Source organism: Acinetobacter kyonggiensis, assembly GCF_900107285.1.
Classification (GTDB): domain Bacteria; phylum Pseudomonadota; class Gammaproteobacteria; order Pseudomonadales; family Moraxellaceae; genus Acinetobacter; species Acinetobacter kyonggiensis.
Genome location: NZ_FNPK01000032.1, coordinates 1 through 21,292 on the forward strand (window position 1 = coordinate 1; position 21,292 = coordinate 21,292).

General features: G+C 34.2%; 21 protein-coding genes. 9 read left to right on the plus strand and 12 right to left on the minus strand.

Going from position 1 to position 21,292, the window contains the following annotated elements:
- Positions 1-352 precede the first annotated feature (352 nt).
- Entirely contained in the window at positions 353-607 is a 255-nt protein-coding gene (locus BLV99_RS16050) for a hypothetical protein (RefSeq protein WP_092692505.1), read from the plus strand.
- A gap of 2 nt (positions 608-609) precedes the next feature.
- On the opposite strand, the gene BLV99_RS16055 is transcribed toward BLV99_RS16050, so the two are convergent.
- The 3 genes from BLV99_RS16055 to mobQ form a co-directional block, all read right to left on the minus strand.
- Complete coding sequence (locus BLV99_RS16055; RefSeq protein WP_092692507.1) at positions 610-1,188, minus strand: plasmid replication DNA-binding protein; 579 nt, start codon at positions 1,186-1,188, stop codon at positions 610-612.
- Positions 1,181-2,131, minus strand: coding sequence for a replication initiation protein RepM (gene repM, locus BLV99_RS16060; protein ID WP_092692510.1), 951 nt, complete (start codon positions 2,129-2,131; stop codon positions 1,181-1,183). Before repM (BLV99_RS16060) ends, BLV99_RS16055 begins: the two co-directional genes overlap by 8 nt.
- Before the next feature lie 1,054 nt (positions 2,132-3,185).
- A complete protein-coding gene (mobQ, locus tag BLV99_RS16070) occupies positions 3,186-5,165 on the minus strand; it encodes a MobQ family relaxase (RefSeq protein ID WP_092692516.1) in 1,980 nt (659 codons plus the stop codon).
- Positions 5,166-5,383: 218 nt separating this feature from the next.
- Here mobQ and BLV99_RS16075 point away from each other — a divergent pair, with 218 nt between their 5' ends.
- Together BLV99_RS16075 and BLV99_RS18640 are read left to right on the plus strand one after the other, a co-directional pair.
- The gene (locus BLV99_RS16075; protein WP_092692518.1) at positions 5,384-5,671 is read left to right on the plus strand and encodes a mobilization protein; all 288 of its coding nucleotides are present in this window, start codon (positions 5,384-5,386) and stop codon (positions 5,669-5,671) included.
- Between the two features lie 27 nt (positions 5,672-5,698).
- Positions 5,699-5,827, plus strand: a complete 129-nt coding sequence (locus BLV99_RS18640; protein WP_265755881.1) for a hypothetical protein — start codon at positions 5,699-5,701, stop codon at positions 5,825-5,827.
- 239 nt (positions 5,828-6,066) lie between these two features.
- Here BLV99_RS18640 and BLV99_RS16080 read toward each other — a convergent pair whose 3' ends face one another.
- Together BLV99_RS16080 and BLV99_RS16085 are read right to left on the minus strand one after the other, a co-directional pair.
- Positions 6,067-6,651, minus strand: coding sequence for a hypothetical protein (locus BLV99_RS16080; RefSeq protein ID WP_092692521.1), 585 nt, complete (start codon positions 6,649-6,651; stop codon positions 6,067-6,069).
- Between the two features lie 431 nt (positions 6,652-7,082).
- Positions 7,083-8,282 carry a restriction endonuclease gene (locus tag BLV99_RS16085; protein ID WP_092692524.1) on the minus strand — a complete coding sequence of 400 codons (1,200 nt, stop codon included), beginning with the start codon at positions 8,280-8,282 and terminating at the stop codon, positions 7,083-7,085.
- A 153-nt stretch (positions 8,283-8,435) separates the two neighbouring features.
- Between BLV99_RS16085 and yhdJ the strand changes: the two genes are divergently transcribed.
- A complete protein-coding gene (gene yhdJ, locus BLV99_RS16090) occupies positions 8,436-9,317 on the plus strand; it encodes an adenine-specific DNA-methyltransferase (RefSeq protein ID WP_092692527.1) in 882 nt (293 codons plus the stop codon).
- A 187-nt stretch (positions 9,318-9,504) separates the two neighbouring features.
- Here yhdJ and BLV99_RS16095 read toward each other — a convergent pair whose 3' ends face one another.
- The 5 genes from BLV99_RS16095 to BLV99_RS16115 form a co-directional block, all read right to left on the minus strand.
- The gene (locus BLV99_RS16095) at positions 9,505-10,059 is read right to left on the minus strand and encodes a plasmid replication DNA-binding protein (RefSeq protein WP_171259192.1); all 555 of its coding nucleotides are present in this window, start codon (positions 10,057-10,059) and stop codon (positions 9,505-9,507) included.
- A gap of 68 nt (positions 10,060-10,127) precedes the next feature.
- Positions 10,128-11,063, minus strand: a complete 936-nt coding sequence (repM, locus tag BLV99_RS16100) for a replication initiation protein RepM (protein ID WP_244516344.1) — start codon at positions 11,061-11,063, stop codon at positions 10,128-10,130.
- A gap of 598 nt (positions 11,064-11,661) precedes the next feature.
- Positions 11,662-14,109 carry a relaxase/mobilization nuclease domain-containing protein gene (locus tag BLV99_RS16105; protein ID WP_092692537.1) on the minus strand — a complete coding sequence of 816 codons (2,448 nt, stop codon included), beginning with the start codon at positions 14,107-14,109 and terminating at the stop codon, positions 11,662-11,664.
- Positions 14,093-14,584 (minus strand): plasmid mobilization relaxosome protein MobC, encoded by a 492-nt coding sequence (gene mobC / locus BLV99_RS16110; RefSeq protein ID WP_092692540.1) that lies wholly within the window; start codon positions 14,582-14,584, stop codon positions 14,093-14,095. Before mobC ends, BLV99_RS16105 begins: the two co-directional genes overlap by 17 nt.
- A gap of 362 nt (positions 14,585-14,946) precedes the next feature.
- A complete protein-coding gene (locus BLV99_RS16115; protein WP_092692542.1) occupies positions 14,947-15,192 on the minus strand; it encodes a hypothetical protein in 246 nt (81 codons plus the stop codon).
- A gap of 153 nt (positions 15,193-15,345) precedes the next feature.
- On the opposite strand from BLV99_RS16115, the gene BLV99_RS16120 reads away from it, so the two are divergent.
- Complete coding sequence (locus tag BLV99_RS16120; protein WP_005155986.1) at positions 15,346-15,570, plus strand: hypothetical protein; 225 nt, start codon at positions 15,346-15,348, stop codon at positions 15,568-15,570.
- Between the two features lie 378 nt (positions 15,571-15,948).
- On the opposite strand, the gene BLV99_RS16125 is transcribed toward BLV99_RS16120, so the two are convergent.
- The gene (locus BLV99_RS16125; RefSeq protein ID WP_092692545.1) at positions 15,949-16,317 is read right to left on the minus strand and encodes a hypothetical protein; all 369 of its coding nucleotides are present in this window, start codon (positions 16,315-16,317) and stop codon (positions 15,949-15,951) included.
- Positions 16,318-16,399: 82 nt separating this feature from the next.
- On the opposite strand from BLV99_RS16125, the gene BLV99_RS16130 reads away from it, so the two are divergent.
- On the plus strand, positions 16,400-16,738 hold the full coding sequence (locus tag BLV99_RS16130) for a hypothetical protein (protein WP_092692548.1): 339 nt from the start codon (positions 16,400-16,402) through the stop codon (positions 16,736-16,738).
- 151 nt (positions 16,739-16,889) lie between these two features.
- On the opposite strand, the gene BLV99_RS16135 is transcribed toward BLV99_RS16130, so the two are convergent.
- A complete protein-coding gene (locus BLV99_RS16135; RefSeq protein ID WP_092692550.1) occupies positions 16,890-17,789 on the minus strand; it encodes a DNA-methyltransferase in 900 nt (299 codons plus the stop codon).
- Positions 17,790-17,906: 117 nt separating this feature from the next.
- On the opposite strand from BLV99_RS16135, the gene BLV99_RS16140 reads away from it, so the two are divergent.
- The 3 genes from BLV99_RS16140 (at position 17,907) to BLV99_RS16150 (ending at position 21,234) form a co-directional block, all read left to right on the plus strand.
- Positions 17,907-18,953 carry a HindIII family type II restriction endonuclease gene (locus tag BLV99_RS16140; protein WP_092692552.1) on the plus strand — a complete coding sequence of 349 codons (1,047 nt, stop codon included), beginning with the start codon at positions 17,907-17,909 and terminating at the stop codon, positions 18,951-18,953.
- Entirely contained in the window at positions 18,946-19,158 is a 213-nt protein-coding gene (locus tag BLV99_RS16145) for a helix-turn-helix domain-containing protein (RefSeq protein ID WP_244516345.1), read from the plus strand. Before BLV99_RS16140 ends, BLV99_RS16145 begins: the two co-directional genes overlap by 8 nt.
- Before the next feature lie 615 nt (positions 19,159-19,773).
- Positions 19,774-21,234 (plus strand): caspase family protein, encoded by a 1,461-nt coding sequence (locus BLV99_RS16150; RefSeq protein ID WP_092692557.1) that lies wholly within the window; start codon positions 19,774-19,776, stop codon positions 21,232-21,234.
- Positions 21,235-21,292 lie beyond the last annotated feature (58 nt).

The window sequence follows — 21,292 nt, forward strand, 5'->3', positions numbered from 1 at the left end:
TTATCTTTTTCCTAGATTACATACTGTGCAGAAATAACTATAGAATGTTTATAAAGAAATCCTAAAATTAACATAATGCACGTTATACGAAATGCATTTTAAATTATGTTATAATTCAATATATTAATGCCAAGTTTATAGCCCGAGTTTCCATGACCGGGCTTTTTTTATGATTTTTCACGTTCCACGCTTACTATTTGATCAATGTTCCACGGTTTTGTTCATCTCAGTTAAACAATCCACATGAACGGTGGTGCAGGATATTATTGCCAATTTTTACCCTATTTCTTCTTGTTTTGTGGTCCTCTAATACTAAATAATTTAATCCGGTGCTTTGCTAATAGAGGTAAATATGTCAAATCAATATCTAATTGATGAAAGTGACAAAGAACGTGAGATTGCTAATGTCGCAGCGCGTGTACTTCAAGAATGCTTTATCGAAGCAAAACAAAATGGCCCCGTGCTTTATGTTGAAAATGATGTCTTAGTGAGCACAGCACCGAATGGTGAACCAACCGTGGTTAAACACTTATATGGTCGTAATCCAGCTCACCGAGTGGTTAATCGAGGAACTTTTAAAATTAAAAAGCGTCAGGTAGAAGATTGACGTTATTCCTCATCGTTGAATACGGCATTTAATACACGCCCAAATAAGCCCCGTTTTTTAGGTTGTGGTGCTGCCATATTTTGCAACGTGGCACGCTGTGGCGTTTGGCTGTCGCGTGCTGTGGCATCTTGTTGTGGCATTGCCACACTTGCTGCCACATCTTTATTTAAATTTTCTTTATTTTCAATATTTTGATCTGTTGTTGCATGCTGTGGCGTTTGGCTGTCACATGCTGTAGCGTCAGGGTGTGGCACTGCTGTGGCAGGTGCCACACTTTTTAACTCAATAAGGGTTTGCATACGGTCAATTTGTTGCATCAAACGTTCTTCACGTTCTTGGTATTTTTTGACTTCGTTTTCTAAATGAGAGATGAGTTTCTGTGTGGCAGCATCACTGCCTTGTTTTGCGGATTCATTCGGTTGAGATACTTGCTCGGGTTCACCAAAGCATCGAATGATTTCGGCAATATCAAATTGACCATCACTGGAACGTGATAAGCGTCCATTGCGTACAGCTCTATAAATGGTCGATCTATCGACATTAAACTGTTTGGATACTTCGCTCAGTGAGAGTTTAGCCATTTACGATATCCTTTTTACTGGATGGTATGTATCCCACTTTTTTTAGGTATGGGTAAAATTCTTTGACTCGTTCAGGATCTTGTAACATTTCAGCAATACGGACAGCAAACTGCTGATAGCCTTCTGTTCCTTGGGAGTATTTACCCATTTCAGGGAGTTCTGAAAGTTTATTGGCAAATAAGTTGCGTTGAGAGTTCGATAATTTTAAAGGATCTATGATGTTTGGATTTTTATTATTTTCTACGGATAGATCATTCACTATCTTTTGCTTGAATGAAAATGAAAAACCATAAATTGAGCGCCCTTTTTTATGTTGCTCGTACTGTACAGTAATGTCGGTATGTTCATTAAGCTGTTTAATTGCAATATCAAGTACACGCTTTTTTAGATCAGAAATTATGGCGTAATCTGTTTCATCAACACCTACTTTTTTTCTAAAATCTGCTAATTCAAAAATTGGCGTTTTACCTGTACTACGCCAAGCTATTAATAATTCATATAAACGGATTGCGTAAGCACTGCTAAGATTACTGATTTGTTGTAATTCATATTTAGTAAAATGTTCTTCTAATCTTGTAATCAACGGAACAATAGCTGGAGCAAATATAAGCTTAACGACTGCTTCGTTTTCAATATATCGAATTTCACTAACCCATCTTGATTTAATATATTCTATATTGCTAGAGCTTTCTTCTTGATAACTAAATTGTCGTAGAAACAGAGCATTACAAGCATTCTTTAATGTTGTATATGCTGTGTTTTTGTGAACATTGAATTGATGCGCGTAGCTTTCAGCATGTACTACTAACGGATCATTGGTGTTGATACCTTTCCCACTTTCTCTAGCTTCAACAATGGCTAATAAGATTAATCGTTGCTCGGCTAGGTCTAAGTTGTAACTTGCATTAATTAAAGCATTATCTTTGACAACAATATTTTTCATGTCTTTTCTTGGACGTTATCTTTTCATGTCAATATATTGACATTATATATTTATGTCAATGGTTTAGAGTGTACCAGATAAACGTCCATGTATCACCAGATAAACGTCCATATATATTAAAATGTTTATATTATAGAAAATGTTTAATTAATATTATTAAAAGTTATTTTTAAGTTACTTTTAATTAATAAAAACAATAACTTAGGTAGTTTTATATATACCTAATTAATATTATATATAAATATTTAAAATAAAATATAGATAATATTTAGCCAATATATCGAATATAATGATTTTAAAATAAAAACAATATAAAACAATAACTTAAATTTATGTTCTAGGTTGTGTCTTGATCAATATCTTGACTTAATAACATTAGTCCAGATATACCAGATAAACGTCCATGTATCACCAGATAAACGTCCATGTATCACCAGATAAACGTCCATGTATCACCAGATAAACGTCCATGTATAAGCTCTGAAAGCCTTTATTCATAAGCATTTGACTGTGTCTAAAAGCATTAAAAACATTAAAAAATAATTAAAAGCCCAAATCATGAAAAATTGCCCTATGTTTTCGCTACGCTCAAACTCTATTGAATCTCGCTTTCGCTCGATTCCTGGGGCAATTTTTTGGTGAATATTTTTAAAAATTAAGGAAAAAGCAAAAGCAACAATGCTTATGCTTTCAGTTCGCACCCTTCGGGATGCTCTGGTCTTAAATCACGTAAGCAAAGGGGAGCCTGTAATCAGGGAAAAAAACAGGCAAAATTTTAATGTATTCAGTTCGCTCGTAGACACTCGCTCTGCAAAACTATATGGAATGTTCAGATATTTTTAAAAATCGCTAATATCTGACTTTCAAAGATTCATGAAAAACTTGATTTTTCAAATTCAGACGAAGAATCTATCCACATTAATAAAAAATATATGGCTATTTCGCTCTGATTTGCTCTGTATTGAGTTTTTAATGCTTCCACTATGCTACCCCCTAGCATTTCATATTTTCGCTCAACATGGAGCAAATGAGAGAGTTTTAGAAAAGTAATTATCTAATTCTTTTTGTACTCACCTTGAAAAGTCATTGCTACTGTCATTTTCAACATTTTTTCTTTTTCCGGCTGTTTTGTTGGACTGACTTCAAGTTCTTTACGCTCGCGCTCAAGTTTTAGCTGTTCAATCTCTTTCTTTTCAGCAACATGATTTGTTAATTTTTCGTAGAAACCATTGATTTTGTTTAGATTTTTTAAATCAGCTTTGAGTAGTTTCTTGTCTGCTGCTAATATCTCGAAAATTTGGCCATACACTTTTTCTTCATACTCTTTTGAGTAGTTAGCTTTTAGCTCACGCTCGAAAAGCTCGATTTTCTCTGCCAAATAGCCTGAGATGTCGCGCTTTTTGAGCACTTCAGAAATAATCAAGCTTGAAAGTAGACTGACTTGTGAGCTAAGTGCATCGTATTTGCAATCGGCGCGATAACCATAATCTACTTCACAACTTCTGTAAGCTTCAAGTTCTGCTGCTGCTTGCGCTTTGTACTCATGTTCTTTCTGCTGATGACGCAGAAGGTGCGCTGCTCGTTCACGCTCTGCCTTGCGCTCTTTCTCTGCATCTTTTTTCTTTTGTGCGTCACTTCTGATTGCTTGCTTGTAATCGTATTCAAAACTGTAACCAAGTGCCTTAAAGTAGTAACCCTCTAGCTCATTTTCAAGCGTTTCTGCAGACGGTGGAATGTGCGATGAAATAGCAATTCCGAATAGCTTTTTTTGTTTTGGAATTTCAAGTTCAACGCCTTGGCTTGTAAGTGAATCGTGTAGAGTTTTTAGCGCTGATGTGGTTGTCAAAAAGTCTTCTTTTTCTGCGAAATCCTCAAGCCATTTTTTGAAATTTTCATTGATGCTGTTGATTTGTTGACGGGCTGCTTCTTTCGTTATGTAGTAGTCTGGGACATAGCCTTTCTTTTGCTTAAAAGCAGTTTCTTCTTTGAGGATAATTGAATCGTTTGGAGGACATTTCGCTACAAACTTTTCAATTTTTTCTCTGCGCTTCGCAATTTTTTCGATTTTAGGTTCTTTTTCATTTATTTGCTCTAACACGCTGTATGTAAAGTCAATATATCGCTGCTGCATTTCATAAAAGCGCGAAATATCACGCTCTAGCTTCTCGGCTTCTAGTCTTTCTGCCTCTAGTCTTTGTTGCTTCTCGGCTTCTAGCAGATCCGCTTCAAGTCGTGATTTTAGATTTTCAGTCGTAAAGATTTCTTGTTCTAGTCCTTTTAGCAGCGTAGGCGCTTTCTCTCTCTCGGCGTTTCTGTTTTTGATCAAATCATTTTTTAAAGTGATTTCTGTATCAAGACCCTTTCTTCTTTGTTGAGTCACGCTTGGCCCTTCGTGAACAGTTGGCTCAAATTCTAAGCCTTGTTCTTTGTAGCTCCTGTGATCGACTCGGCTTTCAATGCCAGCTCGTTCTAAGTGTGAGTTTGTCAGTGTTGCAAAGTATTCACGCCATGCTTTGGTTGTTTCACTACCTAATGGTTTGTTGAAGTCTCTATACTTTTTAGATGAAAAAAAGCCTGTGCTGGGGTCGATAGATCTAGTTGTGAAAAGTATGTGAGCGTGAAAGTTTCTCTCATCAGATCCCCCTTTGATATCGGGTGCATGAATGGCTGCATCAACAACGACACCATACTTAGTGACAAGTTGATTGCATAAGTCATCTAGCATTTTTTCGCGCTGGTGTTGGTTCAACTCAGATGGAAATGCAATTTCAAATTCTCTAGCCAGGCATGCATCTTTTCTATTTTCTGATTTCTCGACTGCGTTCCACAGTTCATTTCTATTTAATAGACTGGGAGCCACATTATCAGGGGCATATATTTTTGAAAGTTCAACGCCTGTTTTTCGTGTGTAGTCCTGAATTTTTCCGTATCTAGCATCATCCAATTTTTCAGCAGAGCGATATGCGGCAGCAGCTACGGCACTGCGTCCGTCTGCTCTACTAATCGGCTTTACTGAAAAATGATAGATCGCCATTTTTTATTTTGCTCCTGATTCGATTTATCGAATCTAACAACCGCAAGGTTGGTCGGGGTCGTAGGGGATATCCCCTGCCGCAATTTCTATTGAAAAATCTCGAAGAGTTTTTCAATGGGTAAGTGCGCCCTTACGGGATTCTTTGAGTATCATATAGCGTCTTGAACATAAGTTCAAATGCGCTTATGATCGAGAAGAATCCTTGGATGTGTAATGTTATGAGTATTGATGTTTTAAATGAAAAAATTGCAAAACAGCAAGAAAAGTTAAATCAGTTAAAAGCACAAAAACAGGCAATCGAAGCTAGAGAAAAAAAGAAAGCGACAGAACAACAACGGAAGGATGATACTCGACGTAAAATTCTTCTCGGTTCTTATTTGCTGAAAAAAATGGAAAATGAAGCAAACAAAGAAAAAATACTCGCTGAACTTAGTGAGTACTTAACTGAAGATCGAGACAAAAAACTCTTCGGGTTACAGTTAAGTAGCGATCCCGTCAGCCGGTAATTTTTAGTTTTCTAATTCGAGATAAAAATGAATACAGAATTATTACAACAATCTGAAAAAAAGGATGAGTTCTATCTTCCGGTTGAGCAGTTGAAAAAATCTATTCAAGAATATGAGCTCATGAAACAGGATGAAGCCAAATACTGCATTTCGTAGAAGAGATGTTATGTAAATTTAGAGTACACCCCAAAGTAACGTCACTTCTCTCTGAATCCGCAACTTAAAATCAATGGTTTAGAAGCCGTGAAACATCATCTTAGCAACAATGAAAACAAGTCTTAGATTTATACGTGACAGTAAAAAAGCCAGTTGTACATTGAACTGGCTTCTTCACTTCATATAAGTTGGATCATATAAATTAGAGGGAAAGTTAGAATTAATTATTCCCCCTACTTCTAATTTATTAATTCATAATCATCAATAATTCTTTCAAGCTGACGTTGTTTTTGAAATAACTTATTCATAGCTAAAATTAATTTCTGATACATTTCATAAGATTCATTCATCTGTTTTTTTATAATTATTTTTTTACTTTCATCTCTCTCTTCCTGTAATTCCAATTCTAATTTTGCAATTTTTTTCTCAAGAGAAATACTTTGTGCGTCATTTGACTGTAAATTGATAGTTATCTGCTCTAATTTCTTTTTATAACCATTTAATTCATTTCGACATCTTTCTGAAACTTTATCAGAATCATAATAAGAAAAATTATCTTTTGAATCATTACTTAGTTTTTCTGCTTTCTCACGCAAGTCCGCTCCTTTATTACGTATATTCTCATTACTATTCTTCGACATCACATCTGCTTGTGATTTATAGTACTCACCTACCATTAGGGGAACTGCTTTAACAATACTGGTTCCCACAGAAACGGTTGATTTACCTAAAGTCTCTAATACACCTAACGCTTTTTCTGAATTAGTTTCCCCATTAATAACTTTTTGTCTAACTGTTGTTTTAATATTTTTCCATGAAAACATATAGTTTACCTAAATAAAAAATAATCAAATTAATCATAATATAAATTATACTCAACTTACTTAGCAATAAATTAAATTTATAAAAAACAATAATTTAATAATTTAAATTAAGATTCATAATATTTTTTCTATTAAATAACAGTGTGTTATAATACAAAGTCTAATATATAAAATATGGGGGAAAAATGTCTGAAGTTATTTATAGAGCAAAGTGTGGAGAGTGCAAGCATGAATGGACCTCTCGTAGAGGAGCTGGCACACCTAATTATTGCCCACAATGTAGAAGTAAAAAAATTTCATCTTCTCCTATCGGCTAATTAATTTAACTCAAAGGTACTCAAGTACCTTTGAGTTAATGCTTCTACGGTAATCCCCCCTAAAAATAAAAGAACACCTTATAGAGTGTCCTTTTATTTACAGTTGGAAAAAAACTATTCTTCATCTTCCTCGATAGAGTCTAAGCTAATTTCTAAATTTTCCTTTGTCGCTTCGAGTAGTTCTTCTATTTCATCTTCCTGATAATTAAATTCCACTTTACTTTGAATAATAATTTCATTAATTACAGGTTGTATTTTTCCTTTCTCATTTATATTATTAAATATATTCATCAAATCATTTACATTTATAATTTCTTCAATACATGACATGTACTTATTAATTATAGAAGGGACTTTATATTTCTGAGTTGCTTGTTCTTGTATTTGCTGTTTTATTTCAGTAGATTCTTTATCAGATTTTATAACGAATGTGATTGGGAATTTTTGAACCTTATCGATATCGAGAAAATATTTATTTACGTCTATAGTTTCTGTTACCTGATAGAATCTACCAATAGGTTTCATAACAAAATCTATGCCCCCATCATTAGCATTAGTTCTACCAGTTTTGTATAGAGTTAAAGACTCTTCTTTAACAGAAGATAATGTTTCTCCAATAAAGATAGATTCATTCGCATATTTTTCTTTTAGAATAGCAAAGCTTACAATTTCAAAAATACGAGCATCAACACTTACTCCAATCAATTCTTTAATAAATTCATATGCTTGTGATTTATTAGTATCATTGAGATGATGGATCTCTAAGCAAGCATCAAGAAATTTTTGGAAAGATTCTTTTTTCGTTTCTACATAAGCATCTATGATTTTCAAGATCGCTTTAGCTAAGTTAAATTCTTTTCCGTTAATTTTAACTTGTAAAAGATTTTCTTCTATCCAATATTTTTGATTTTCTGTATCACGAATTATTGGTTTTAATTTAATAGTAGGGAAGTATTTTATAAACTCATCATTTAATCTTGAGTTAATGGCATGATTCTGTAATTTTTGACCAAAAGGTAATTCCCTTTGTCTTTTAAAAAGATTCGTAAACTGTGCACCCTCATAATCATTAAAGTAATTTTTATTATTATTTTCAAAATATCCTTTGTTTATGTAATCTTCAATTAAAACATATAATGCATAATGATTAGCAAAAGATCCTCTTGATTTAGACCCCTTATTTGCAGACTTCGTTTTTATATTTAAATAAATTAATAAGGGGCTATTTTCAAAAATATCTTCCGCATAAGATGGAAACATATCTTCTAATATATTTAATATATTAGATGTGAACTGATGTGTTTCAAATTTCATTAAAATCTCTTTATATCAATAATTTATGTGGAATTATCTATTTTTACAATGTTAAAGCAAGAAAATTATCTTACATCAAACTTTTATCTAAAAAAAAACTAAGTTTGATGTAAGATAATTCAACTTCAAGTAACAGTTGTAACCTACATAGATATGTCTTCTTTAACTCATTTTAGGGATAACTCTCACCATATTATTCATGGAGATGTGCTTCAATCTCTTTCTCAAGTACAAGATGAATCTATAGATTTAATTTTTGCTGATCCTCCCTACAATATTGGCAAGGACTTTGATGGATTAGTTGAGAATTGGGATGAAGAAGAATTCTTAAGTTGGTGCTACGAATGGATTGATGAGTGTTATAGAGTGCTTAAGCCCAATGGTACTTTTTATTTAATGAATAGTACCGAAAATATGCCTTTTCTAGATATTTGGTGTCGTAAAAATTTCTTTATTAGAAGTAGAATTGTTTGGTCATATGATAGCTCTGGTGTACAGGCCAAAAAATTCTATGGTTCTATGTATGAACCGATTTTAATGTTGGTTAAAGATAAAAATAATTATACTTTTAATGCCAATGATATTTTAATTGAAGCTAAAACAGGAGCTAAACGAGGATTAATTGATTATAGAAAAAATCCTCCACAACCATACAATACATTGAAAGTCCCTGGAAATGTATGGGAGTTCTCTAGGGTGAGATTTAAGATGGAAGAGTATGAAAATCATCCAACTCAAAAGCCTGAAGCATTGTTAGAACGTATTATTAGGGCTTCATCAAATGAAGGTGATACAGTTTTAGATCCCTTCTCTGGCAGTTTTACAACATGTGCTGTAGCTAAAAGATTAGGTCGGAAATCTATTGGTATAGAAGTGAATCAAGAATATGTAAAAATGGGAATTCGTCGCTTAGAATTACCTTCACATTATGGGGAAGATGAATTAATTAAAGACAAAAAAAGAAAGACAACGAATTCGTCAAAAAAATCTAGAATGCAATTAGATGTTGAAAATGGTGAAAGCTGTATTATTTAAAATTGCTAAAATTAACATAATGCACGTTATACGAAATGCGTTATAATTACCCTTTAAATTCATGCACTTATTTCAAAGTTTATAGCCCATCTTCCCCAAGTTGGGCTTTTTTTATGATTTTTCACGTTCCACGCTTAATAAGTGAACAATGTTCCACGGTTTTGATTAGTATCAGTGAACAATGAGCTTATCCATTCGGCAAGAAAAAACGGCTCAGGAACCCCCTTTTCGGTGGCTCCGGTTCTACATGATCCGGCACTCGAATGCGCTTATTTTCTTTTTCGACCAGAATAGTCACTCCATCATCTTTGGGTTCTGGTGTGTCCGGTTTAGGATCTACTTTAGCCATACTGGGTTGTACCGGTTCTTGATCGGTAAACGTAGTCATATTGGTTTTAGGGGCTTCTAATAAGCGTTGTATCGCTTCTATTTGATTATCTTTTGTTGCTAGTTGCTCTCTTTGAAAAACTTCTCGTTCATGTGCAAGTTCTAGCTGTTTTTTTAGTATGTCTACCTGCTGTTTCAGCATGTCTACTTCTGTCTCTTTTTGTACCGAAGTAGACTGTAACAGGGTTACATTATTATTTTTGTGTGAGGGTTCTCCAAATACACGTATCGCTTCTGAAAAATTAATTTTTCCATCACTATTCTTAGATAAATCCCCTTTATTAATACGCTTATAAATGCTTTGGCGATTCATTCCATATAGATTAGCCAACTCAATAACAGACAATGCTTTCATCATGTAGCCCAAGTAAAAAAGTGTATATCAGTAAACATTAGGTAGTCATGTAACGTTACATGACTGTTTTAACGATATCCAACTTTTTTAAGATATGGATAGAGTTCTTTAAATCGTTCAGGATTTTGTAGCATTTCGGCAATACGAATAGCAAATTGTTGGAAGCTTTCCGTACCCTGAGAATATTTACCCATACTAGGAAGCTCTGAAAGCTTATTAGCAAACATATGGCGTTGAGCATCCGTCATTTTTGAAATTAGTTTTAATGTATTTTGTTCTTCTTTTATAGATACAAGTTCTTTTTTCTTTTGTTTAAATTTAAAAGAAAATCCAATAATTGAACGGCCTCGTTTGTGTTGCTCATATTGAGCAATAATATCTGTATGAGTGTTTATCTGATTAATTGCAGGGTCTAAAACACGTCTTTTAAATAATTCCATACGCTGATATTCATTTTCTAATACACCAATACGATTTCTGAAATCTTTTAATTCAATAATTGGAGTCTTATTCGTAGTTCGCCAAGAAATTATTAACTCATACAATCGAACGGCATATGGACTATTTAAATTACGAACTTGTTCTATTTCATAACTCGTAAAATGTTTTTCTAAATTTGTGATTAGCGGTAAAACTACTGGTGCGAATGTGATCTCAACTGTTGCTGTCAAATCAATATAAGCTATATCGGAAACCCAACGACTAGTTTTTTGAGCAACACCTTTAACTCTTTCTTCTTGATATCTAAAACGACGTTCAAAGAGGTTTTTAACTGCTTCTTTTAGAGCAAGATAAGATGCCTGTCTCGTAACATTGAAAGTTATTGCATAACTTTCAGCAGAAATTTGAACAGGCTTTCCATACCAGTTATCAATATCCCAACTTAAATCACCACTTTTTCTTGCAACAATAATAGCAAGTAACATCAATCGTTGTTCAACTAAGCTTAATGAATAGCTCGCATTTATAAGTGCATTATCTTTAACTATAAATTCTTTTTTCAAAACAAAGCACCAATAATTTTTATTGGTGCTAATACACCATAAAAAATTATTGGTGTCAAATGGTAAGTAAATGGTGTCATATTGGTAAGTAGATGGTGTCATATTGGTAAGTAGATGGTGTCATATTGGTAAGTAGATGGTGCTTTATTCCAATAAAAAACCATATGTATCAGTACACTTACATCATTTAAAAGATTTAAAAGATTTAAATATAATTAAAAAGATAAAAAGATAAATTGCCCTATGTTTTCGCTACGCTCAAACTCTATTGAATCTCGCTTTCGCTCGATTCGTCGGGGCAATTTTTTGGTCAATATTTTCGTGACTTTGAGAAAAAGCAAAAGCAAGATCAAAAGCGACTCGGAATTCGCTTCGCTCATCAGCTTTTTACTCGCTATGCTCGGTTTAGGAAGCAAACTTGGAAAGTTCGCACCCATGCGGGATGCTCTGCCATGCAGGTGATTGATGGATAGGAAGCTTGTAATCAGGGAAAGGGATGGGCAAATTTTTTCAGTTCGCTCGTAGACACTCGCTCTGTGAAACACTTGTAATGCCTAAAAAAAAACAGCCCTTAAGGGCTGCTAACTGTTTAGATTTTCTAACGAAAATCTAAATCGAGATTGGAATCTCTTGGAGGTTCAGGCTGATAGCTTTGTTCTTTAACCTGGCTTTGTTGAGTAGGTGTAGGAGATAGAATAGCTTGGAAATTATTTGTGATTTCTCCAAAGGTCTCTAAACAGGCATGATACGAGGCTCTTTGCTCCTTTAGGTGGGAATTTCGAGGGGCTAAAATTACTTCACATTCCAAGTGCCTGAGCATTTTTCTGTCATTCTTGATGATTTCTTCAATTCTCTGATAATCATTTGAATGAAGCATTTTGCGTGCTCGTTTCATGTATTCATCAAGGTTTTTCGCCTTTTTCTCCGTAAACTTAATGAGTAAAAGGACGTTTTTGTTTTGATAGGCTTGTTCTTGTTGTGCTGAAAGCTCTCTGTGAGAGGCAACATAGCCAGGATAGTAACCATCAGTCCTTAAGTTGCTAAATTGCGTAGCAGGCTTTGGCTTAGGGCGAAAATCTGCAAGATCTTGGGTTAGCTGCTCAAAGTCTTGATTAAAACTTTTAAAGATTCGATGGTGTTCGCAAGCAAAGTTACTTGCTCTTTCAGCGTCTCTATATCTTTGTAAAAGTCTTGACTCACAGGCATCTGCTCTAGCTTCGACAGCAATGGATCGACTCTTTTCCCCACTAATTCGATGACAATATTTTCCAAATTCAGACTGTTCAATGCTGTAGTGGACTGTGCTTCCAAGTGGGCTAGCAAGTTTTTCTGATAGTCCTTTAACAATGTCTCTGAAAATCCTGCCTGTTTCAGCTTGGAAATTTGCATTTTCAGCTCTGTGATCAATGTTTTCTGAGTCTCGATTAAGTCGCTGTAAGTGCTCACGGTGACTTTCAAGGAACTGATTTGCTGAGACAAATAGCTGTTTTGCTGTGCTAACAAGCTGTTTTGTTCTACTAAGGACTGGTTCTGTTCTGCTAACAAGTTGTTCTGTTGCATCAACGAACTGTTTTGTTCCGCTAAAATCTTGTCGATTTCTGTCTGCATGAATTATCTCCCCTGCTGCGTCATGTGCGCTAAGTTGGCTATTACTTGGTTTTGACTGGCGATTGTCTTTCGGTACGTACTGGACTGATAACTGAGAAATAAAACGATTAAAAACATCAACATTCCAAAAGCTAGACTCCCCCAAATGACGTAAGTCCTTTGTTGAGTGCCCAAGTTTTCCGTGATTAGAGAGTGAATCTTGTGCTGCAATAGCTCCTGCTGATCCGCTATCGCTTGCTCTACTTGGGCTTGGACTTGGGCTTGTAAGCTGTTGGTGTCGATTGAAATACTGTTGAATGCGTTGTCGATTTCCGTTTGTAAGGAACGGATGGAGACTGAAACTGTTTGAAGTTTCGATAGGTCTGTACTCGATAGCTGCTTTTGGAGTGCTTGTAGTGACTCCAGGTAGCTCGCTGTAGCCGTTTTTAGGGCTTGGGGTGAAAGGTTCTCTATCTCGGTCAAAATCGAGCTTAAATTCGATTGTACGGCTGTTGTCGTAGTCTCTACCCTGTTTAAAATAGTAGTGCTTTTGATTATAGGTAGCTCGCTTTGCTCGACTAGCTGCAACAAGTTCATCAGCTTCCCTGATAGCTGATCTAAGCTCAGCAGGAGTTGCTCTACTTGCTGCTGCCTCTCTGAGGCGCTCTGTGTAAGCTCTAATTTCAAAGTTTTCAAAATAAAAATCCCCTTTCAGTCTGTGTGTGATGCCGTTGTCTAGTGTGACTGCCAAAAACTCCTTACTTGGCTTGATTGACTGCACTCCTTTGAAACACTCAATTTCAGCCAGAATATCGGCTCGGTTTTCAATCTCCCCTGCTTTCAACATTTTGCGGATGTGCATATCTACAAACCTGCAAAATTGCTTTTTTCTCATTTTCTCAAGATCTTGTTCTGGAATGATTTTTTCCGCATTTTTGTTGATCTTTGCAACGTGATTCGGTTCTTGCGTTGTATTTGACCAGCTTAAGTCGTCAGGGCGTGACCATTGATACTTGGTGTTGAAGTAGTCCCGAAGTGGGTCGAAATAGCTTTCATGGCCAGGTGGTGCGATGTTGAGGTGTTTACCGCTTTCTAAGTCGAGTCGGGGCACTAAAATGTGAATGTGCTTTGAGCCATCGTCGTCAATGTGTTGGACAGCAAAAAGATGGTATTGCGATGGATTAAGTCCGGCAAATGCATGTTTCTCAAACTCCGCTAAAACTTCTTCGATCTGCTCTGGAGTTGGGTCATCCTTTTTTGACCAGGCAATTACGCCAGAAGTGTATTTCCACACGTGGGGGCTTGAGTTGCAGATTGAGTTAAAAGTGGTGGCATCACCTCGTAACACCTCAACGCCTGCTCGTACCTGTCCTTTGTGGTCAAGCTCGTCTAAGACGTAGGATGAGGCAAGTGCAGCCGATCCTTTGCCATGATTTAAAAACTTAATATGCACTTTCATCCTCCTCTGCTATTTCGAGTGAAGACAGCTGTTTTTTATACCTTTCAGGTGGTTGTCTATTTATCTTAGGTAAAGCAGGGGATATTTGTTCCAGGTCATTTTGAATCGCTTTTAGGACTCGAATGCAGCTAAAAACATCGAGCTTTCGTTGTTCTTCAGGATCTGCATTTTTGATGACATTAAGTGCTCGTGCCATTTGGTTCAGGTTGTTCCCGATCTTGGCGAGTTCAAGAAGTAATGCAGGGTCTGTATGTTGATAGCGTTTGACGACCTCAAGCACAGTTTTGGTTTTGATTCTAGGTGAATCTTCTTGTTGATCATGAGGATGTTGAACGGTCACGGCATTTTTCATCACCTCATGCTGAATGAGGGAATGAATGAAGTCGGTGAAAGTGGTGTTTTCTAGTTCTAGGTGTTTCTCAAGCTGCTCTAGCTGTAGCTGGGTGAGCCTGAAATCTTTGCGTTTTGTTCGCATACCATCATCCCTATTAAAATGCTTTTGCTTTTGAGGGTCTTAGGGAGGTCTCCTCCCTAACAAGCCCTGTACACACAAAATTCGTAGAATTTTGTGTGTACAGGTAGGCTTGCTTATTTCATTTCGGATTCCTGAAAGGCTCGAAAATCATTAAGGATGATGGTATAACGAGGAGTTTTTTAGTTGTAAAAAAAAGGCTTAAAGTTCATGAAAAAGGTTTATTTTTAAATCTGTTTATCTTAGTAAGCCATACCCATAAAGTGAGTTTATGGCTCTCATTTTTTCTTTTTTCAGATCTAAATTGTTCCTCTTTTATAGCGTTTATTCTGAAATGCTACAAAAGAGGAAAAACGATTCATAACTTAATAGTCAAAGCTGAAGAAATTTTCAGGGAAACAAGAAATAAAGGCTTTTTGAATGTCACTGTATTCACCTTCTGGATGTTCCTCTAGATAACGTCGAGTCCAAATCAGTGTTGCTTCATAATCGTTAAAGCTTTGGTCGAGTTGTAAAAAAATCCACAGTTCATGTGCTTTTTGAATGAAAAAATCATTCATGATCATGAGAGCAAGTTTCTTTTCACCGTTTGAATTAGGATATGAGTACATATTACATTTCTCCGATAGAGAGGATAAACAGATTAGTTGATAAACCATTTATAACACATAAAAATATGTGTTTACCACATAATTTTATGTGTTTTTATGTAAATATAACCCTATGCTATAATCTCAAAACACGATTTCTATAAATTTAATAAAATGCCATATACTGAATTTCAACGTCTTATCGGTAAAGCAGGGCTTTCAATTAAGGAATTTGCTGCATTATTGGATATGAAACCTAATTCGATTACGAATTACAGTAAACAAGGTGTGGTTCCTACACATATTGCGGTAATCGTTGCGTTGATTTCTACGATGAAAGATGAGGGATTAGATTTCTATCCAATTTTCGAAAAAATTAAGTCGTATTCACAAGAATAAAACTCTCATTTTTGATTGTTGTAAGCTTTTAGTGATGATGTAAAAAATGCCTGAACTTCAGGCATTTTTTTATTTTGAGGTACTTATAAACCTCAATAGAACTTTTCAATAAAGTTTCGAGTTTTGAGAACCAGGGTATTCATCATGGTCTTACGTTCTGAGATCTTAGGACGAGCAATCCGTAAACTGGACATTTCTACTTGGGGCTTACACCCGAATTTCTTATATGAGACATTATGTAAACTTGGAGTACACCTCAAAGTAACGTTATATCTGTTTATATGCATCAGCTAAAATCAATGTTTTAGAAGCCGTGAAACATCATTTTAGCAACGATTAAAACAAGTCTTAGATTTATACGTGACACTAAAAAGCCAGTTAATGTGCATATTTAAGACTAATAGAACCAGAAACTTTAAAGTCATTTTCAAGAACCCAACCTTCTGTATCCTTCCCATTCTTGTCTATATACATGACATAGAGCCATGTTTTATTTTCATTCTTAAACTCTTGATAGGCTACAACTGAATCTTTTGGAATAAGAAAAAGTTGCTTTATCTTACATTCTGATGATGGTGCAGAATAAAAGTAAGTTCGGAATCCCTTTTGGCCTTTAACAACAAAACTATATTTAGTTCCATAGGGAATACTATTGTCATCTGCAATCTTTGAAAGCTGAGAGCAATTAATTGCAGAAGCCTCACCACATACAACAAGCAATGTAGTAATTAATGCTAATTTTTTCATATATTTAATCTGATTTTTGGAAAGTTTAGATTATGATTTTAGATCAGTAAAAATCTAAATCAATGTAGAGGGAAAGAATAATATGAAATTTCTTATAACATTAGTTTTATCTATTATCTGCGGAGCTGCCTATAGTGCACCAATGAGTGAAGATATCTCTATTTGCTATAAAGTAATTAAAAAATCTAGTTGTATTGTTTCTAGTGGATATGGAGCAGTAGGTTCTTATACTTCTATTGAACAAGGTAAAACAACTTATTTAATAGAAACAGAAATGCGTGTTCAATCAAAGCATTCACTTTGGATGGAATCACAAAAACAGCGTCTGTATAGCAAATATACTCAATTTATTAAAAAAGAAGATATATGTAATCTCTCTAATCTGTGTGCGCTTTTACTTACAAAAGTTAAAACTTTTTAACAATAAAAATTTTTTTATGAAGTAGCCATCAATAGTAAATATATGCAACAAAGCCTGTAAGTGTTGTTATTCCTCATAAAAGATATTTTATAAATAAAATTAGCTAATTATTAGAAGAGTACTTAATTAAATAAGTACTCTTCTTTACATATTACAATAATTGATATTCTAGACGCTCTTTACTTGTTTTATAATATTCAGAACTTTGTTCCATTCCAATATAACGTCGGTTCAATTCTTTTGCGGCTACAAGGGTTGTACCACTTCCACAAAACGGATCTAAAACAATTTGATCTGCTTGTGTGGTTAATTCAATTAAACATTTCATTAAATCAATTGGTTTTTGAGTAGGATGTAGTCCTGACTCTCTTTTTCGAAAGCTGGCTGAAATGATATTATCTGGGGTGTCTACATACTTTAAAAAAGCGTCTTGATTATATGCACCAACTCCATGCTGTAATATATTGTCAGCAAGAGTTCCACCTATTTTATAAGGTTTTTGAAACCATAAGACAGGTTCAAATGTCGGACGTAAATTTCCTACTCTCCATCCCTCCCATTTTTTTGCATTTACTAAATCCTGACGTTTTTCATAAACGACGCTAACTCTTTGAGCTCTATGTGGAGCTTTATCTCTTACCCAGGAGAACATGTCTTTAAAAGTAAATCCGCTATCTTCCATAGCAGAAATACATCTATGAGCATATCTTCTACCAGCAAAGATAAAAACAGATCCACCTGGTTTTACAGTCCTGTACCATTCAGGAGCCCATTTTGAACACCACTCATAATATTGTCGTGGAATAGCCCTATCAGCTTCTGACCATCCATTAATAGGTTTTCCTCTTTTCTTAAAAACTGCACCAGCTTTTATTTGAGCAGGACTAGTTCCCATATAGGCATTATTAGTATTGTCATGTAATACATCCCAATCATCCATCCCAATGCCGTATGGGATATCACTTAAAATTAAATGAACATAATCAGAAGGCAGTTCTTTAATTAATTCTATGCAATCACCTTGAATGACTTGATCTAAAACAGATTCCATAAATAAAAATTCATTAAGCTTAGTAAAGCTTAATTGTATCAGATTTTATGATACTTTTAGTATGTAGACTTATAGTGTTCTTATATATAAAAATATTTTTATTTTATAAGTATTTACATGTTAAAAAAAGTTTTTTTAAAAACCTTTAAATTAGATAAATTTTCTCAACTTTTGTACAGAGAAAATAGCTACAACTGTATAGAAAGATTTATTGAAAGAGAAACAAGCAATTATACTATAAGTATACAAACCAATATCTTATTAGAAAAATTCCAAAAGTATATATCTCAGTTATCAAATGCAGATTTAGCCTTTTTGCTTATTCACAGCGGTTTGATTCCTGAGCACTATAAACCCGATTCTAGTGAAGAAACTTTTTATTCTAAATTATGTGAAGATTTAATTAGAGAGTGGTCAGTTAGAATTGGTTTTACAAAATCATATTTACCTACAATGAAATCCAGTACAGAAGATGTAACTATTTTAAATGATAGAAATGAATTAATAGTTTGTGATGGAAAAGCGTTTCGCTTAGGAAGAAGTCAAGCTGCACCAAATGTTAAAGATATGCTAAAGGAAGGTGATATCTCTAAATGGCTACATCCTCATACTAGTCTTTATACGACGATAGGAGGGATGGTTGTTTTTCCATCTACGCATGACTGGAAGTCTTCAACAGATTTTTATCAGTACACGTCTAACAAAAAACAGCCTATTTTAGCTTTAAATTATGAGCATCTTAGTTATATGTTAATTAAAGGTATTACTAGTGACTTCATAATTAATAGTCTTAAAAACTATCATGAAATTTTTCCTGAACAATTAAGAAAAAAGGATTCTAAGATAAAGAATAGAGATAAATACTATGAAAACTTTGAAAACTATTTTTTCGGTGATGATCTTGAATTTTGGAATCTTTTTAAAGAGTTTTCTAGCATTGTTATTAATGAAAAGTGCTTTGATACTGCAAGTAAATTAACTACGAGAATTGATAGTGTTAAAGCATCAATTATTCAAAATTTTAATCAAATTAATGATATTAACTTACTCAGAAATCTGGCTATAAAAAGTGAAACACAAAATCAAACAGAGATTTTTAATAAGCAACTGAATAATATTCAAAAATTCAGAAAATCTTCAAGTGGATACTATGAAGATGAGTAGCATCGAAAAAAAAATAGGTCATCAACTAAAATTAGTTAGGTTAAGTAAAGGTTTAACTCAAGAGCAATTAGCTGAGTTAAGTGATCTGCATAGAACTTATATTGGCTCTGTTGAAAGAGGAGAGCGAAATATTACTGTAAAAAATCTATATAAGATTTTATTAGCTATGGAATGTCCGTTAGGAGATTTCTTTAGATCTTTTTAAAATTTTGATTTCCTAAAATCAACATAATAGGAATTATCTGAAATCTCTCTCTCCTTTTCTTTTAGATAATAAAAAACCCCGACATCCTGTCGGGGTTTTTCGTATTGGGTGCTTTGGTATAACTCCTGTCGTACCTCACATTCCTTGTATCTGATCTTGTTATTCTTATCTGGAGCATCCTGCTCTCTATGCCCCCATGATAAGAAATCAGCGTGAGGTCGTATAGCCGCAAAGGGCGGGAATTGTTGTGAGCCTAAGCGTACATAAGTGCTTAAATTTCATCCCAAGGTTTATCCGCAGAAATTGGGGATAGTTTGAGCAATGAATGGGTTGATAACACACAACAATGTGTCATTTTGGTTAAATATTGATCGTTTTTATTGGCGGAATATATCAAAACCGCTCATAAAAAAGCCGACTTGTTTCCAAGCCGGCTTTTTAGGTTTGCGTCCCCAATTTTTTATAGCATAACTTTTTGAAATATAACACTATTTATTTTTCGTTTCGTATAAGCTCTATTATGTTAAATGGTATCAATATTTCTTCTGCAAGTTAAAAGTATAATTCTAACTCTTTAAAATATATTAAATTAGTTTCTCAATTAGGAAGTACCTTATGTTCAATAGAAAATTAACAGCTTTAGTCTTAGGAAATGCTGCTTATACAAAGAGTCCTCTTACTAATGCAGTTAATGATGCGGAAGATATCTCTGAAAGTTTAAAATCTTTAGGTTTTACAGTTGTATTAGTAAAAGATGCAACCTTAGAAGAGATTGATCAGGCCATCTCGGCATTTAAAGATAGCTTGAATAGTAATGAGGTAGGTTTATTCTACTTTGCTGGTCATGGTATGCAAATTAATGGGGAGAATTATATTATTCCTATAGATAACTCATTTGATGATGAAGCATCTATCAAACATCGTTCATTTCCTTTAAGTGAATTAATTGAAAAAATGTCTAAATGTTCTAATCAGACTAACATTGTTGTTTTAGATGCATGTCGAGATAATCCTCTATCTTATAAGTATCGTGGTGGTACAGGTAGTACAACATTAGCTCCAATGTACGCTCCTAAAGGAACTTTAATTTCTTTTTCTACTTCTCCTGGTGAAAAAGCTAGTGATGGTAGAGGTAGAAATGGTCTCTTTACGGAGTCTTTACTTAAACATGTCTCTACACCAGATTTATCAATTGAAGAAATATTAAAAAGGACTAGAAATACCTTATATGCTTTGAGTAATGGAAAGCAGACATCCTGGGAGCACACGTCTTTAACTGGAAATTTTTACTTTAAAATGAACCTAACTTCGACTTTAACTTATAGTAAATTTGTCATTGCGGATAAAAACTTTCATTTATTAACACCTAACACTGCTTCTGCGCTCATCAAGGAGTTAAGGTCATATAATTGGTATAAACAGAATGATGCTATAGATAAATTAGATAAAGGTTTAATAAATACATTTGATGATAATGCTTTGTTTTTATTGGGTAGAAATATTTATCAAGCAGCTGTCGGTGGAGCCCACACAGCCATAGAATTTATAAATGAGTTTAGTGAAAAAACTAAGTTAGTAGATAAGGAAAAGGTGAAAAATCTATTAAATGGAATAGTTTTTGAAATCTTCTTTAATAGAGATGGTGAGATAAGAGAACATTTTAAATTATCCCAATTTAACAATGTATTCAGTTTACTAGAATATGATCAGTTCGAAGAAAGCTTTACATTTATATATGAGACTCTATTGAACTATGCTAATCATTTTTATGTAATTCCTGGGCGTAACAATAAAGTCAATTTAGATATAAAAGTTAAGAATGTTGAAGATGATGAGACCGTTATTGAAGCCATCTGTTTAGATGGAGAAAACATCTTAAAATTGGAAGATGGTATTGAACAAAAAGAATTCAATGATAATCCACGTTACTCTGCTCTAAGTTTAGACAGATTGAAAAACAGGTTATCGGAATCCTTAGTAATTCCTAAACATTTATTGGAGTTAAATTTCATAAACGATACTGTTTCAGATACAACTTATTATCTTTTTCCTAGATTACATACTGTGCAGAAATAACTATAGAATGTTTATAAAGAAATCCTAAAATTAACATAATGCACGTTATACGAAATGC